At 60.9% G+C, this 14,735-nt stretch carries 15 protein-coding genes and 1 pseudogene; 4 read left to right on the top strand and 12 right to left on the bottom strand.

Annotated features, from left to right (window positions below; genetic code table 11):
• Positions 1-70 precede the first annotated feature (70 nt).
• The 4 genes from KH389_RS03690 to KH389_RS03675 all read right to left on the bottom strand — a co-directional run bounded on the left by KH389_RS03690 (position 71) and on the right by KH389_RS03675 (position 4,107).
• Positions 71-376 (bottom strand): DUF6482 family protein, encoded by a 306-nt coding sequence (locus KH389_RS03690; protein ID WP_043860216.1) that lies wholly within the window; start codon positions 374-376, stop codon positions 71-73.
• Between the two features lie 136 nt (positions 377-512).
• Positions 513-1,001, bottom strand: a complete 489-nt coding sequence (locus KH389_RS03685) for a TIGR00645 family protein (RefSeq protein ID WP_043860215.1) — start codon at positions 999-1,001, stop codon at positions 513-515.
• A 109-nt stretch (positions 1,002-1,110) separates the two neighbouring features.
• Positions 1,111-1,452, bottom strand: a complete 342-nt coding sequence (locus KH389_RS03680) for a PA4575 family protein (RefSeq protein WP_043860214.1) — start codon at positions 1,450-1,452, stop codon at positions 1,111-1,113.
• A gap of 216 nt (positions 1,453-1,668) precedes the next feature.
• Entirely contained in the window at positions 1,669-4,107 is a 2,439-nt protein-coding gene (locus KH389_RS03675; RefSeq protein WP_043860213.1) for a Lon protease family protein, read from the bottom strand.
• Positions 4,108-4,383: 276 nt separating this feature from the next.
• Here KH389_RS03675 and KH389_RS03670 point away from each other — a divergent pair, with 276 nt between their 5' ends.
• The 4 genes from KH389_RS03670 (at position 4,384) to KH389_RS03655 (ending at position 7,867) form a co-directional block, all read left to right on the top strand.
• The gene (locus KH389_RS03670) at positions 4,384-4,872 is read left to right on the top strand and encodes a DUF3015 domain-containing protein (protein WP_043860212.1); all 489 of its coding nucleotides are present in this window, start codon (positions 4,384-4,386) and stop codon (positions 4,870-4,872) included.
• 79 nt (positions 4,873-4,951) lie between these two features.
• On the top strand, positions 4,952-6,805 hold the full coding sequence (locus tag KH389_RS03665) for an Lnb N-terminal periplasmic domain-containing protein (protein ID WP_213606899.1): 1,854 nt from the start codon (positions 4,952-4,954) through the stop codon (positions 6,803-6,805).
• A gap of 155 nt (positions 6,806-6,960) precedes the next feature.
• Entirely contained in the window at positions 6,961-7,311 is a 351-nt protein-coding gene (locus KH389_RS03660; protein ID WP_043860210.1) for a hypothetical protein, read from the top strand.
• A 67-nt stretch (positions 7,312-7,378) separates the two neighbouring features.
• Positions 7,379-7,867 carry a GreA/GreB family elongation factor gene (locus KH389_RS03655; protein ID WP_213606898.1) on the top strand — a complete coding sequence of 163 codons (489 nt, stop codon included), beginning with the start codon at positions 7,379-7,381 and terminating at the stop codon, positions 7,865-7,867.
• On the opposite strand, the gene gdhA is transcribed toward KH389_RS03655, so the two are convergent.
• The 8 genes and pseudogenes from gdhA to KH389_RS03615 all read right to left on the bottom strand — a co-directional run bounded on the left by gdhA (position 7,864) and on the right by KH389_RS03615 (position 14,616).
• On the bottom strand, positions 7,864-9,201 hold the full coding sequence (gene gdhA, locus KH389_RS03650) for an NADP-specific glutamate dehydrogenase (RefSeq protein ID WP_043860208.1): 1,338 nt from the start codon (positions 9,199-9,201) through the stop codon (positions 7,864-7,866). The two genes, KH389_RS03655 and gdhA, sit on opposite strands and share 4 nt — an antisense overlap.
• A 266-nt stretch (positions 9,202-9,467) precedes the next feature.
• Positions 9,468-11,132, bottom strand: a complete 1,665-nt coding sequence (gene ettA / locus KH389_RS03645; protein ID WP_043860207.1) for an energy-dependent translational throttle protein EttA — start codon at positions 11,130-11,132, stop codon at positions 9,468-9,470.
• A gap of 120 nt (positions 11,133-11,252) precedes the next feature.
• On the bottom strand, positions 11,253-11,516 hold the full coding sequence (locus KH389_RS03640) for a PAAR domain-containing protein (RefSeq protein ID WP_054916267.1): 264 nt from the start codon (positions 11,514-11,516) through the stop codon (positions 11,253-11,255).
• A gap of 217 nt (positions 11,517-11,733) precedes the next feature.
• A complete protein-coding gene (locus tag KH389_RS03635) occupies positions 11,734-12,273 on the bottom strand; it encodes an SMI1/KNR4 family protein (RefSeq protein ID WP_244988678.1) in 540 nt (179 codons plus the stop codon).
• A gap of 274 nt (positions 12,274-12,547) precedes the next feature.
• On the bottom strand, positions 12,548-12,871 hold the full coding sequence (locus KH389_RS03630; protein ID WP_213606897.1) for a hypothetical protein: 324 nt from the start codon (positions 12,869-12,871) through the stop codon (positions 12,548-12,550).
• Between the two features lie 307 nt (positions 12,872-13,178).
• A complete protein-coding gene (locus KH389_RS03625; protein WP_143516660.1) occupies positions 13,179-13,565 on the bottom strand; it encodes a hypothetical protein in 387 nt (128 codons plus the stop codon).
• A 129-nt stretch (positions 13,566-13,694) separates the two neighbouring features.
• Positions 13,695-13,976: pseudogene (locus KH389_RS03620) on the bottom strand (hypothetical protein); the annotation flags it as partial.
• Positions 13,977-14,442: 466 nt separating this feature from the next.
• Positions 14,443-14,616 carry a hypothetical protein gene (locus KH389_RS03615; protein WP_213606896.1) on the bottom strand — a complete coding sequence of 58 codons (174 nt, stop codon included), beginning with the start codon at positions 14,614-14,616 and terminating at the stop codon, positions 14,443-14,445.
• Positions 14,617-14,735: the final 119 nt, after the last annotated feature.

The following is a 14,735-nucleotide window of genomic DNA, read 5'->3' as shown; positions in this document are numbered from 1 at the left end:
AGGGCGCACAAAAGCCGCGCCCGCTGTGAAAAGGGCAAGCAGCCTAGCACACTGCGGCAAAGCAGTTCAGCTACCAGGCAGTACGTCGCGGCATCGGCACCTTGAGGTCTTCTTCGGGGGTGCCGTGCAGGCCGCACATCTCGTCCTGCACCGACCAGTGCACCAGGTGCAACGGCACGGCGGGCAAGCCATTGAGCAGGCGCTGGCCATCGACCACCGAGTGCACCTTGAGACGTACCCCCTTGGCATCCAGCAACGGGTGCGCCTTGCCCTTGACCCGGGCCTCGAGCACGAAGTCCCCCCCTTCGATGGCGATCAGGTTCAGTTCGTCCACCCGGCCGGCCCTGGCCTCGCTGTTCAGTTCATGCAGGTTCATTGCGATACCTCGCTACTGGAACATTCCACAGGCCGTTCATTTTTTGTACAGCATCGACCAAAGCACAAGCCAGAAACGCAACCGCCCGTCCGTTATGCACCGGACGGGCGGCTGACAAGGCGTGATACCCCGCAGGTCAGTGCTTGGTCATCTTGTCCAGGTAGCCCATGGCGAACGCCGAGACCACGAAGGTCATGTGGATGATCACGTACCACATCAGGTACTGGGTCTCGATGTTGCGCGCGTCCATGAACACCCGCAGCAGGTGGATGGAGGAGATCGCCACGATCGAGGCGGCCACCTTCATCTTCAGCGAGGAAGAGTCCATCTTGCCCAGCCAGTTGAGCTTTTCGGTGCCTTCGGCGATATCCAGCTGCGACACGAAGTTCTCGTAGCCCGAGATCATCACCATCACCAGCAGGCCGCCCACCAGGGCCATGTCGATCAGCGACAGCAGTACCAGGATGAGGTCGGACTCGGCCAGCGAGAAGACGTTGGGCAGCACATGGAAGATCTCCTGAAAGAACTTCAGCGCCAACGCCAGCAGCCCCAGGGACAGGCCAAAATAGATGGGTGCGAGCAGCCAGCGCGAGGCGTACATCGCATTTTCGATAAAGCGTTCCATTGAGCAGATCACCAGGTGGCTGGAAAAAAACGAGCGCGAGTATAGCAGCCACCTGTGACAGGAAAAGCCCGCGACACGCTGCCACAGGCCAGTGGATGATCCGGTCGGCTCAGGTGTCGGGGTTGGACTGCAGGTCACCCACATGGTGAACCCGTTCGCCGTTGATGCGACGCAGCTGCGCCTGCAGGTGCACGCACCAGATCTGCGGGTCGTCGGCCACCTGGTAGCCGTGCAGGGTCAGGCTGTCGACAATCGCGCTGAGCACCGACTCGGCCACGAACGGCCCGTGAAACGGCCCCTGGGCCTTGATCGCGGAGGGTTGCTCGCCGGCCATGCCGGCGGCGAACAGCAGTGTCCACATGCCGGTGTCACCGGCCAGCGGGCGGATACGGCACTCAATGCGGGTCACCAGGCCCAGGCATTGACGGGTAAGGCTGAGGGTACGCGGCATGGCGACGGTCCTCGGTGAGGCGTTGCGTAGCCTGTGGCCAGGCTGGTTTCGATCCTTTTGCGCACGACGGTCCATGCCTTGAGGATAGAAGAAATCCGCCGGCGACAAGCGGTCGGCGCCGAGCGGTCATGTGCCGTGCGCCGAACTGCCCCCTTCGCCCGTAATGCCGACTCCCACGTGTGGGAGCCGGCATTACGGGCGAAGAACCCACCGCGGTCAGGAAGGCTTCACCTGCGCCAGCGCCTCTTCGGCCTGCTCCTTCTCGGCTTCCTTGAGGTCCTCTTCGCTGATCATCTCGGCAATCACCCGCAACCGCTCGACCACCCGCGCATTGATGCTGCCCTCGGGGAATTCGCCCTCCTCGTTCGGCTGCCCGGCCGGCTCGCCCACCAGCAGGCTCAGGGCCTCGTCGGCCTGGCTGACTGCGTACACATGGAATTGCCCGGCGCGCACCGCCTGCAGCACGCGCTCGTCGAGCATCAGCGTGGCCACGTTGGCCCGCGGGATGATCGCGCCCTGCTCACCGGTCAGGCCACGAGCCTCGCACAGGCGGAAGAAGCCCTCGATCTTCTCGTTGACCCCGCCCACCGCCTGCACTTCACCGAACTGGTTGATCGAGCCGGTGATCGCAAAGCACTGCTTGAGCGGGGTTTTCGACAGGGCCGAGATCAGCGTGCAGGCCTCGCCCAGCGATGCGCTGTCGCCATCCACATAGCCGTAGGACTGCTCCAGCGCGATGCTGGCCGAAATGGCCAGGGGGAACTCCTGGGCATAGCGGCTGCCCAGGTACCCGGTGAGGATCATCACGCCCTTGGAGTGGATCGGCTGGCCCAGGTTGACCTCACGCTCGATATCCACGATGCCGCTGCCGCCCGGGTACACCGTGGCGGAAATCCGCGCCGGCACGCCGAACGCCGAATCGCCCACCTCCAGCACGGTCAGGCCGTTGCACTTGCCCACCGCCGCGCCTTCGGTGTCGATCAGGATGATCCCGGCCAGCATGTCGTCGAGAATCCGCGCCGATACCCGCCCGGTACGCGTGGCCTTGGCCTTGAGGGCCCGCTCGATGTGCCCGGCGTCGGTCATCTCGTCGTTGGCCAGGTGGCGAATGAAATCCGCCTCGCTGACCAGCTGGAACAGGTCGCCGATGCGCGCCGACAGGCGCCCCTGGTGCTCGGCCAGGCGGGCGCTGTAGGTGGCCAGGCGCGCCACCGCATCGGCGGTCAGCGGGGCCATGCCCTCCTCGCTGGTGCGGGTCTTGAGCAACTGGGCGAACTGCTCCAGGCTCTCCTCGACCATGGGAATGTCTTCGTCGAAGTCCACCAGCACCCGGAACATCTCCTGGAAGTCCGGGTCGTGGTCCTGCAGCGCGTAGTACAGCTGGCGGGCGCCGATGATGATCACCTTGACCTGCAGCGGGATCATCTGCGGGGTGAGGGTGACGGTGGCCAGGCGACCGAACTCGCCCAGCGGCGACTCCATCTTCAGCTTGCGCGATTGCAGGGCGCGCTTGAGCGCATCCCACACGAACGGCTCGCCGAGCATCTTCTCGGCTTCCAGAATCAGGAACCCGCCATTGGCGCGGTGCAGCGCCCCCGGGCGCAACTGGCGATAGGTGGTGTACAGCGCGCCCTGGTCGTTGCCGTATTCGATGCGGCCGAACAGGTTGTCGTAGGTAGGGTGCGGCTCGAACACCACGGGCGCGCCGCCGCTGGCGTGATGGCCGACCACCAGGCTGGGGGCGTACTGCTCTTCGAGCATCTTGCGCGCCACCGCGTCGGTCTTGCTGTCGTCGACCAGTTGCTCGACCACGGTGCGCAGCAGGTTGACCTGCATGGCCTGCAGGTAGGCGCACACCGCAGCGTTCTCGGCGTACTTCTCCGACAGCGGGGCCAGCAAGGGCTGCAGGGCCAGGGTGATGGTTTCTTCGTTGAGCTGGCGCAGCTGGTTGTTCGACTCGCGCTTCCACTGCGGCAGGCTGGCGAGCTCTTCGTTGAGGCGCTCTTCCAGCGCGGCGATGTCCTCGTGGAAACGCTCGCGCTCGGCCTCAGGCAACTGGGCGAACTCGGCCTCGTCCAGCGCCTTGCCATCGGCCATGGGGGTGAAGGCGACGTTGCTGCTGTCGCGGTACAGGGCCACGTCCTTTTCCAGCGAGGCGCGCTCGATCACATCCAGGGCACGGTCGTAGCGCTGGTTGAAGGCGCGGTCGATGGCGCTTTTCTTCTGCTGATAGGACGGGTGCTCGAACACCGCCGGAAAGGTCGCCAGCAGGTTGTCGATCAGGCCCCCGATATCGGCGATGAAGGCCCCGGCACTGCCGGCCGGCAGCTCGAACGCCTTGGGCTCGCGGGGCTCGTCGAAGTTGTTGACGTACAGCCAGTCGGACGGCGTCTGCAGGCGCTTGCCTTCTGCCTTGAGGTAGCGCTTGACGAACGAGAAGCGGCCGGTGCCCGGCTCGCCCATGACAAACACGTTGTAACCGGGGCGTGGCATGGCGACGCCGAACTGCAAGGCCTCGACTGCACGTTCCTGGCCTAGCACACCGCGAAAGGGCTCCAGATCATTGGTGGTGGAAAAATCGAACTGTTCAGCGGAAAACGGCCGGGTCAGGGCTTCGGGCGCAAGACGCAGGCTCGCAGCAACAGGATCGGGCATCGGGCTTCCTTACTTCGGCGGGGCGGATGACGGCATTCTGGCGCCGCCTGCGCCCGGCTTGCAAGGCTCTTCAACGCTTTAGCGCGCAGGGTCGAAAACCTGCTCCGCGTCAATTATTTCAAGCAATCTTTTGCAATTAATCACGGAACCCTTAGATCGTGCCTAAACTCCAAACTGCGCGGCTGGGTAAACAACCGACCCGTCCTGGCAACTAGTCCTACAGACATGCCAGATAACCCTGACCTTTGGTTTGAACATCAGAAAGAGAACAATGCTATGAAACGGATTCTTCTGGGTACTCTGTTCACCGCGGTTTCGCTCAACGCCATGGCCCAGGCGCCAGGCGGCCCGGACTGCGGCTGGGGCAACATGCTGTTCGAGGGCCAACGCGGCACGCCGGCTCACTTCCTCGCATCCACCACCAACGGTACCTCGGGCAACGCCACCTTCGGCATGACCTCGGGCACCAACGGCTGCTCCACCAATGCGTCGCTGACCTATGGCGGCAAATCCTGGTTCGCCATGAATGGCATGATGAACGAGCTGTCCGAAGACATGGCGCAAGGCCAGGGCGAAGCACTGACCACCTACGCGGTGGTACTGGGCGTCGCACCGGAAGACCGTGCGCACTTCGCGGCCGTGACCCACCAGCACTTCCAGGAAATCTTCACCACAGCCGACGCTACCGCTGAAGATGTTCACACCAACACCCTCGCCGTCCTGAAAAGCGACGCCCGTCTGGCCAAATACGCAACCCCGGCCTAAGCTCGGCACACCCGCCCCGACCACGGGGCGGGTTTGTTTGCCCGCCTCTATCGGCATCATTCAGACGTAGTTGCCCGACATGCTCAAACGCCTTGCCTACCTGGCGCTCTGTGCCTGCGCCCCGCTGCACGCTGCCACCGTGCTGGACGATGCTCGTCTGCACGCACTGGCCAACGACCGCTACTGGATCTCCCTGGGCCATTACGAAACCGCCAAGCTGGGCGGATGGCGCAGCTACGTGGACGACCCCAAATTCTTCCTGGCCAAGGACGGTGCGCACCACCCTGACCAGGAACTGCGCGCCACCTATGAGGCGCTGTACGCCCCGGCCAGCCTGGGCGACCAGCACGCGCAATGCGTATTCCCGGCGCGCACCCGCTGGCTGCGCGAGCAGTTGCAGCTCACCGACCTGCCGGCGCCGGACTGCAAGGCCTACACCCAGTGGTACTCGGACGTGTCGCCGCACAGCGCGGTGATGATCTTCCCGGCGGCCTACCTGAACAGCCCCTCGTCGATGTTCGGGCACACGCTGCTGCGTATCGACCAGGCCGACGTGCAGAGCGACAACACCGCACTGCTGAGCTACGCGATCAACTTCGGCGCCTACATCGAGGGCAACGACAACAGCATCCTGTATGCCTGGAAGGGCCTGATGGGCGGCTACCCCGGCCTGTTCGCGCTGGTGCCCTACCAGGAGAAGCTGTCCGAGTACCGCAGCCTGGAAAACCGCGACCTGTGGGAATACCGGCTGAACCTCACGCCCGAGGAAACCGGGCGCATGGTCGAGCACATCTGGGAACTCAAGCAGATCCAGTTCGACTATTTCTTCTTCGACGAAAACTGCTCGTATCGCCTGCTCGAACTGCTGCAGGTGGCACGGCCGAGCCTGGACCTGACCTCGCAGTTCCCGCTCACGGCGATCCCCACCGACACGGTCAAGGCGGTGAAACAGTCCGGGCTGGTGGCGCGTACCGACTACCGCCCATCGCGCGAGCGCGAGCTGCTGGAGCGGGCCAAACCGCTGGACCATGCCGAACAGCAGCAGGTGCTGGCCGTGAGCGCCGACACCGCGCAACTGCAGAGCCCCGCCTTCACCGAGCTGCCGCGCGAGCGCCAGGCGCTGGTGCAGGACGCCGCCTATCGCCTGGAGCGCTACCGCGCCAATGGCCTGGAGCGCGACCCGGAGCGGGCCAGGCGCAGCTTCGAGTTGCTGCGCGCGATCAACCGCAACCCGCCACCGCCGTTGCAGATCGAACGCCCCGGGCTGCCGGAGGACGGCCACGAGTCGCGCACCTGGCAGCTGGGCGTGGGTACCCGAGAAGACCGGGCCTTTGCCGAGTACGGGCTGCGCATGGCCTATCACGACCTCAACGACAACGCCTACGGCTTCCCGCTGGGGGCGCAGATCGAGATCCTGCAACTGAAGGTGCGCCAGTACGAACACAACGACTGGCAGGTGCAGCGCCTGGACCTGGCCACGTTCCGCTCGCTGACGCCGCGCAACGACCTGCTCAAGCCGTGGTCGTGGCAGGTGGCCGGCGGGTTGGAACGGGTGCTGGGCAAGCATGAGAACGAGGTGCTGGTCAGCCATGTGAATGGCGGCGCCGGGGGCACCTGGCAGTTGGGCCAGGACATGCTCGGGTTTGCCCTGGGCACGGTGCGGGTGGAGCACAACAATGACTTTGCCGGGTTCATCGCACCCGCGGCAGGGTTCAACACCGGCGTGCTGTGGCGCAACGGGCTGGGCAACCTGAGCCTGGAGGCCAAGGGCGACTACTTCACCAATGGCGAGGTCCGCCGCAGCCTGAGCCTCAACCAGCAGTGGGAACTGTCGCGCAACCTGGGCCTGCGCCTGAGTGCCAGGCGCGAGTTCAGCCAGCTGGCGACGGCGCAGAACGAGGTGATGCTCGAGGTGAAGTGGTACAACTACTGAAGTCATCGCGGGTCAAGCCCGCTCCCACAAGGGCAGTGAGAAACCTTGTGGGAGCGGGCTTGACCCGCGATGCGATCCAATTGTTTGACATCTTTTTGACCTCTCTTGCACACACCAGCACCTAGACTTCCCCCCAACAGGTGGAGAGTTCGAACATGCGCGGGCACTGGGTACTGGTGGCAATGATGCTGGGCGGTTGCGCCAGCACCCACGATCAACTGATCGAGCAAGGCTACCCTGCCCCCTACGCCGACGGCTTCCAGGCCGGTTGCAGCAGCGGCCACCAGGCCGCAGGCGTGATGATGGGCGAGTTTCGCAAGGACGTGCCGCGCTATCTGCACGACCGCCAGTACGAGACCGGCTGGGACGACGGCTTTCGCCAGTGCCAGGCCATGCAGCAGAGCCAGGACCAGGACACCTACCGCAGCCGCCACTGGGACGAGCGCGATCAGCAGTGGCAGCAGGAAAAGGACCGCGACGCCGCCCGCGCCTATCGACGCCAATAGGTCGCCCTCGAACATTCGATGCAACCGGTGACCGCGCATCATGGTCTTCCTACAAAGGAGGCCAACCATGAGCCGAGCATTCGTCAACGAAGACCAGGCCGCCGATCAGGCCAATCAACCGGTAGAGCGGCGCATCAGCGAACAACCCAACCACGTCACCGCCCAGGGCCTGACCCTGCTCAAGCAGCGGGTCAGCGAACTGGAGACCCTGCGCAGCACGCTGCTGGGCGACCCCGACAAACAACGCCTGGCCGAGGTCGAGCGCGACCTGCGCTACTTCAGCGCCCGCGTGCAGAGCGCCCAGGTGGCCGCACCCGCCACCTCGCAGAGCAAGGTGCAGATCGGTAGCCGGGTGGTGTTTGTCGATGAAGAAGGCCACCAGCATGAAGTGCAACTGGTCGGCGAAGACCAGGCCTATGCCGCCAGTGGCCTGATCAACTGGGGGTCACCCCTGGGCCGGGCACTGCTGGGGGCAGCGCCCGGTGACGAGGTGCTGTGGCGACGACCGGCGGGTGATCAACTGATCGAGGTCGTCGCCATCGAGCCGCAGGCCTAGACCACGCCCTGGGCCAGCATGGCGTCGGCAACCTTGACGAAGCCGGCGATGTTGGCGCCCTTGACGTAGTTGATGCGGCCGTTCTCTTCGCCGTAGTACACACAGGCATGGTGGATCGACTGCATGATGTTGTGCAGCTTGCTGTCCACCTCGCCGGCCGTCCACAGCAGGCGCATGGCGTTCTGCGACATCTCCAGGCCGCTGACGGCCACGCCGCCGGCGTTGGAGGCCTTGCCCGGGGCGAACAGGATGCCGGCCTCGATGAAGAGGTCCACGGCGTCCAGGGTGGTCGGCATGTTGGCGCCTTCGGCCACGCAGATGCAGCCGTTGCGCAGCAGGGTGCGTGCGTCTTCGGCGTCCAGCTCGTTCTGGGTGGCGCACGGCAGGGCGATGTCGCAGGCCAGGCTCCAAGGGCGCTGGCCGGCGCGGAACTCCAGGCCGAACTCGCCGCCCAGCTCGCTCAGGCGGCCGCGCTTGACGTTCTTGAGCTCCATCAGCGCATCCCACTGCGCATCGTTCAGGCCGGCTTCGCAGTACAGGGTACCCTCGGAGTCGGACAGCGAGATGACCTTGCCGCCCAGGTCCATGACCTTGCGCGCGGCATATTGCGCCACGTTGCCGGAGCCGGAGATGGCCACACGGCGACCGTCGATGCGCAGGCCGTCGCGCTTGAGCATTTCTTCGGCGAAGTACACGCAGCCGTAGCCGGTGGCTTCGGGGCGAATCAGGCTGCCGCCGTAGTTCATGCCCTTGCCGGTCAGCACCGAGGTGAACTGGTTGGCCAGGCGCTTGTACTGGCCGAACAGGAAGCCGATTTCGCGACCACCTACGCCGATGTCACCGGCCGGCACGTCGAGGTCGGCGCCGATGTGGCGGTACAGCTCGCTCATGAATGCCTGGCAGAAGCGCATGACTTCGGCGTCGCTCTTGCCCTTGGGGTCGAAGTCCGAGCCGCCCTTGCCGCCGCCCATGGGCAGCGAGGTGAGGGAATTCTTGAGTACCTGTTCGAAGGCCAGGAACTTCAGCACGCCGAGGTTCACCGAAGGGTGGAAACGCAGGCCGCCCTTGTATGGGCCGATGGCGCTGCTCATCTGGATGCGGTAGCCACGGTTGACACGCACCCTGCCCTTGTCGTCGACCCACGATACACGGAACAGAATGGCCCGCTCCGGCTCGACCATGCGTTCGAGAATACCGGCCTGCAGGTAGTGCGGGTTGGCTTCGAGGAAGGGCCACAGGCTGCGCAGTACCTCTTCCACGGCCTGATGGAACTCGGGCTGGGCAGGGTCGCGTTTTTGCAGGCGTGCGAGGAAGTCTTCGACGGATTCGATCATTTAGACATTCACCAGATAGAGTTGGACTTATTAGTTTTTTCAGGACTTTACCAAGAACCACTCGCACCGCAACAGGGCAAAATGTCGTTTTTATGGAAATAAATGGTGCATTTCTATAAATGTATACACCTTCGCCGGCAAAGCCGGCTCCTACAGCAGGCCGCACAACCCTGTAGGAGCCGGCCTTGCCGACGAAGCATGCGAAGCGTATTTCAAGCAAAAAAAACGGGGCCCGAAGGCCCCGTTTCAGTGCAAGACCGTGAAGGTCATGCCAGTTTCTTGTGCCGTACCCGGTGCGGCTGGGCAGCGGCTTCACCCAGGCGTTTCTTGCGATCGGCTTCGTACTCGGTGTAGTTGCCTTCGAAGAACACCGCCTGCGAATCGTCTTCGTAGGCCAGGATGTGGGTAGCCACACGGTCAAGGAACCACCGATCGTGAGAGATCACGATAGCGGCGCCCGGGAAGTCCAGCAGGGCTTCCTCCAGCGAACGCAGGGTTTCGACGTCGAGGTCGTTGGACGGTTCGTCGAGCAGCAGCACGTTGCCGCCCTCTTTGAGCGTCAACGCCAGGTGCAGGCGGCCACGCTCACCACCGGAGAGGTCCTTGACGAACTTCTGCTGGTCGCCGCCCTTGAAGTTGAAGCGCCCCACGTAGGTACGCGCCGGGATCTCGTAGTTGCCGATGCGGATCTGGTCGGAACCGTCGGAGATCTGCTGGAACACGGTCTTGCCGCCGTCCAGGTCTTCGCGGCTCTGGTCGACGCAGGCCAGTTGCACGGTTTCACCGATCTCGATGCTACCCGAGTCCGGTTGCTCCTTGCCCATCAGCATGCGGAACAGGGTCGATTTACCGGCGCCGTTACCGCCGATCACACCGACGATGGCGCCTTTTGGCATGCTGAACGACAGGTTGTCGATCAGAACGCGGTCGCCGTAGCCCTTGGTGACGTTCTTGAACTCGATGACCTTGTCACCCAGGCGCGGGCCGGCCGGGATGTAGATCTCGTTGGTTTCGCTGCGCTTCTGGAATTCCTGCGACTGCATTTCTTCGAAGCGTTGCAGACGCGCCTTGGATTTGGACTGGCGGGCCTTGGCACCTTTGCGCACCCATTCCAGTTCTTCCTTCATGGCCTTTTCATGGGCCGACTGCTGCTTGGACTCCTGGGCCAGGCGGTCCGACTTGGCTTCCAGCCAACCCGAATAGTTGCCCTCGTAAGGAATACCGGCGCCGCGGTCGAGTTCCAGAATCCAGCCGGCGACGTTGTCCAGGAAGTAACGGTCGTGGGTAATAGCGACCACGGTGCCCGGGAAGTCGTGCAGGAAGTGCTCCAGCCAGGCGACCGAGTCGGCATCCAGGTGGTTGGTCGGTTCGTCGAGCAGCAGCATGTCGGGGGCCGACAGCAGCAGGCGGCACAGGGCCACGCGGCGCTTCTCGCCACCGGACAGGTGTTCGACCTTGGCGTCCCAGGCCGGCAGGCGCAGCGCGTCGGCGGCGACTTCCAGCTGGCGCTCGAGGTTGTGACCGTCGCTGGCCTGCAGGATCGCTTCCAGCTTGGCCTGTTCGGCGGCCAGCTTGTCGAAGTCGGCGTCCGGGTCGGCATAGGCGGCGTAGACCTCGTCCAGGCGGGCCTGGGCGTCCTTGATCACGCTGACGGCCTCTTCGACCACCTCACGCACGGTCTTGGTGGGGTCCAGTTGCGGCTCTTGCGGCAGGTAGCCGACATTCAGATCGGGCATCGGACGCGCTTCGCCGTCGAACTCGGTGTCGACGCCGGCCATGATTTTCAGCAGGGTGGATTTACCCGAACCGTTGAGGCCGAGCACGCCGATCTTGGCGCCGGGGAAAAAGGACAGCGAAATGTTCTTGAGGATTTCCCGCTTCGGCGGCACAACTTTGCTCAGCCGATGCATGGTGTAGACGTATTGAGCCAAAACGTGAGCTCCAGTAAGTAGGTCAATCAAAGGAGCTGATTGTAGACACAATTGGGTACCCCGGCCATCGTCGCGACTGGCGGTGCGGCCGGGGGGGAAAGTGCACGTTGCGGGCAATGCCTAGCTGATGACTGCGCCCTTGGGGCCACTGGCGATCAGCGCGGCGCCGCAGGCGGTCTTCATGCCATCCAGCGCCACGGGCGTACCGCCGACGCTGTAGGTGCTGCTGCCCTCGGCAATGGGAAATACCCCTTTGCACAGGGGGCAACTGACGCTGTGCCCTACCCCGGCAATCGGCTTGCCATTGAGGTTGGTGTTGGAAAAGGCTTCGAGTACCACGCCACCGTGGGTGGTGGCATCGCCCAGGCGAACAATGTCTTTCATGAGGTGGGTCCGTCCTTGTGTGATGGGATGTATTACGTGTGGAGGTGCAGGCCTTTGCACTCACGTCCGATGGTGCCTGATTGGAAGAGGGCTGAACATCAACATGCCGTTGCATGTCGTGGGAAGGCGGGCGTCATCGAGCGGGTATCACGCTGGGCAGCCCAGATCCTCATAGCCGCTGTCATACATTCAAGCCATCCAGGGCTACTAATGATCGTTAAGGAGCAGGATCAACGCTACTCAGCCACTGCTCAAAGTCATCCGCAACACGGCGGGCACTGCCCGTTTCATGATCCCACAACACCACGGCAGGCTCGCCTGAGGCGCCTTGCGCGTCATAATCGAAGCAATAATAATCACCTGTTCCAAACTCTGCGAAGGGCAACAGCGGTGCAAAACGCTCAGGCGATTGCGAGAAATTTTCCAGCCACGTCTGCCACCCTGCGGTGTAATTTCGGACGATCGAGTCCCAGGTCTTCCTCGGGTCTCGGCTGTCGAACACGGGGAACACCACCAGGCCACCCAGTGACCGTCCATTGTTGGCAAGCAGCCAGCGGGAAAAGGATGTGGGGAACGTTCTGTTCAGTTCCTTCTCTGCAGAAGCGATTGCAGAAAGCGTTGTGCCGATGACACGCGTTTTTGACATTCGGCTTCGAAATCCATCACTGGAGGCTACAAGAATCCCGCGTTGAGCACTGTATTGGTGGCCCTGACTCACGTCCAGAAGATCATCGTCCCGCCAGGGGTAATTCAGCATGTTATCAACACGTCTGAGGACACTGCGCTGTCCTGCGAATATGCCAGATCGGTAACACCCTGAAACGGCTCCATCATGTAACAGAATTTGAGATCCAACTCCTTGGCACGCTATGGCCTGGTCGATCACGCTGCATGAGGTCGCTTGTATTTTCGTTCACATGCCAGTAACTGCTTTAACCTGCGCCACGTCCGAGCACAAAAAATACAACTCACTCAACCTCAACCACCTCGACAGTATCGCCAGTTATGTAGCAAGAACCGTACTTTCTAATTTATTCAAGAGAAGATGGATCATTTGGCCCGTAATCTCCATCCACCTCAACACACCACACCTCACCGAATTTCAAAAGCTTGACACCGGAGCATACAACATTTGTTTGCCCACCAGAAAATGTAGAACGAACTTCGTCAACGTGAGCAACAATCACCCTGACCCTTTTCCATACATTCCCCTCAATCCTGTAATCACGGGCGCAGAATTCGATATGCACAGAAAGCGTACCGTCCCCCAAGAATTCATACTTAAAATATTTCATTACTCCATCATTGAATCGATCAAATCCGTCAACAAGCCCAACTGCGTCTTCATTAAACATTTCAACCACCTAATGGCTGCGAAGGCTTGGTGCCAGGTGGAATAATACTCCAACCGTCTGGAACCTTGCTTGGGTGAACATGTACCGCGCCGGATCCATGTGCACTCTTGAAGTTACCGGGAGGATCTAGAAGGTGGCCATGACCTGACGCAGCTGTACCGTGCCGCGTAAACTCACACTAAAAGTGTTCACGATACCATCGTGAAATCGACCCAATCCTCCAGCAAACCTAACTAACCCTTCCAGTTAATGTGAAAACAACTTTAACCAGCCACTCCCAAACAGCATCCGATATTAAGCCGCTACGTTATCCATCGACCTCCAGCACTTCCACCCTCTCCCCTACAACGTAGCACGTACTATAGTTTCTAATTGCTTCCAGCGATATAGGGATACCACCAAAGTCCCCATCGACCTCAACACACCATTTACCATCAAAATTCAATAGCTTCACACGAGAGCAAATAACATTAAAAGCACCCGCTTCGAACACAGACCGAACCTCACTGACATCATCAATAATTATTCGAACAGTTCGCCACACATCACCTTCGAGCTCATAGTTCCTAGCATACACATCTATTTTTATTCTCAGTGCATCCGCGTGAAAAAAATCATATTCAAATGATTTGATCAAACCATCATCAAAACCATAATAGTCATCGAATATTTTCCTTGCTGCTTCGTTAAGCACTTATTAACCTCTTATCGGTTGTGATGGTTCAGCCCCTGGGGGAATGACGCTCCATTCTTTAGGGACTTGGTTTGGCGGAATGTGAACCGCACCCGGGCCATGCCCGCTTTTGATATTTCCAGGCGGAGACAACTGTATCGGGGCCTTGCGCAGAGCCTGTGCCACCGGCACGAAGCTGCCCGGTTCATACAGGTAGTGCACCGTTTTTCCGGTATCGCCCTCATCCTGCGCAGGCGAGCTTTCCCTGGCGAGGGTGTCGCCGTCCCAGCCGAACAGGGTGAAGCCGCAGTTCAGCTCGCGCTGGCGCTTGGCTCGCTCGAGCTGGTTCCAGCCGGTACCGGCCTCAGGTTTGTTCCAGTAATGCGCCGTCGAGTGCTTGCGCAACCGTCGCCCAAGGGCGTCATAGCTGTACTAGTCCTTGAGCTTGACGTCGTTCTAGGATCGGTATGAAAAGCCTTGATACTCGGCGATGCTGAACCTCGGAATGCTCATTTACAGCCCGTAAACTCCGCCTCCTAGGCTGTTTTCGTCTTGCCTGACCTTCGTCTCAAGACTTTTCATACAGACCCTAGTAGCGGTGCAGTCAACATCAGGGCGTGTAATTAACGGCAACGTTCAAGTGAACCCTTTCATTCCCCACTCATGGCCATTTCTTCCGCCATACTTTCCGAAATTTGCGCATACACCTTGCGCAATTAAGCCCCCCTCATGTCCTTCAGGGCTTTTTCAAGTGCAGAAATATCCGGAGGATTTTTCTTTGACGCTTTACTTCTCATCCAGGCTGGTACCTTTTTCCGACATAGCTCAAATCCTTCATCAGAAAAATCTTTTCTCCTATACACCCTATCTATAAGCTCCCCTTCTTCCGAAAATGGATTTACAAGCAAAAGCCCATTTCGATAAAAAAATCATACTTAGCAGCTATCGCCTCCCTCACAAGCTCCTGAGACTCGATATCATCCACCATCTCATTTTCACTATTCATTTTCTTATAAGCGGAAGCCAATTCACTCACCGCCCCCCAAACAGCAAAATTATTTTTTATTGTCATTGCAGCCTAACAACCTCTGAAACCCCCATAACAGGTACAAGTTTTTTTGTACTTCTATCATGAATGAACGTTCCGCCCTCATCCCGGATATTCTGTTCCTTCATAAGCTGACCCCTCTT

The sequence above is a fragment of the Pseudomonas qingdaonensis genome (assembly GCF_018398475.1).
Lineage (GTDB): Bacteria > Pseudomonadota > Gammaproteobacteria > Pseudomonadales > Pseudomonadaceae > Aquipseudomonas > Aquipseudomonas palmensis.
Note: the sequence above shows the minus strand (reverse complement) of the source record. Positions and strands in the feature narration are given on the sequence as shown.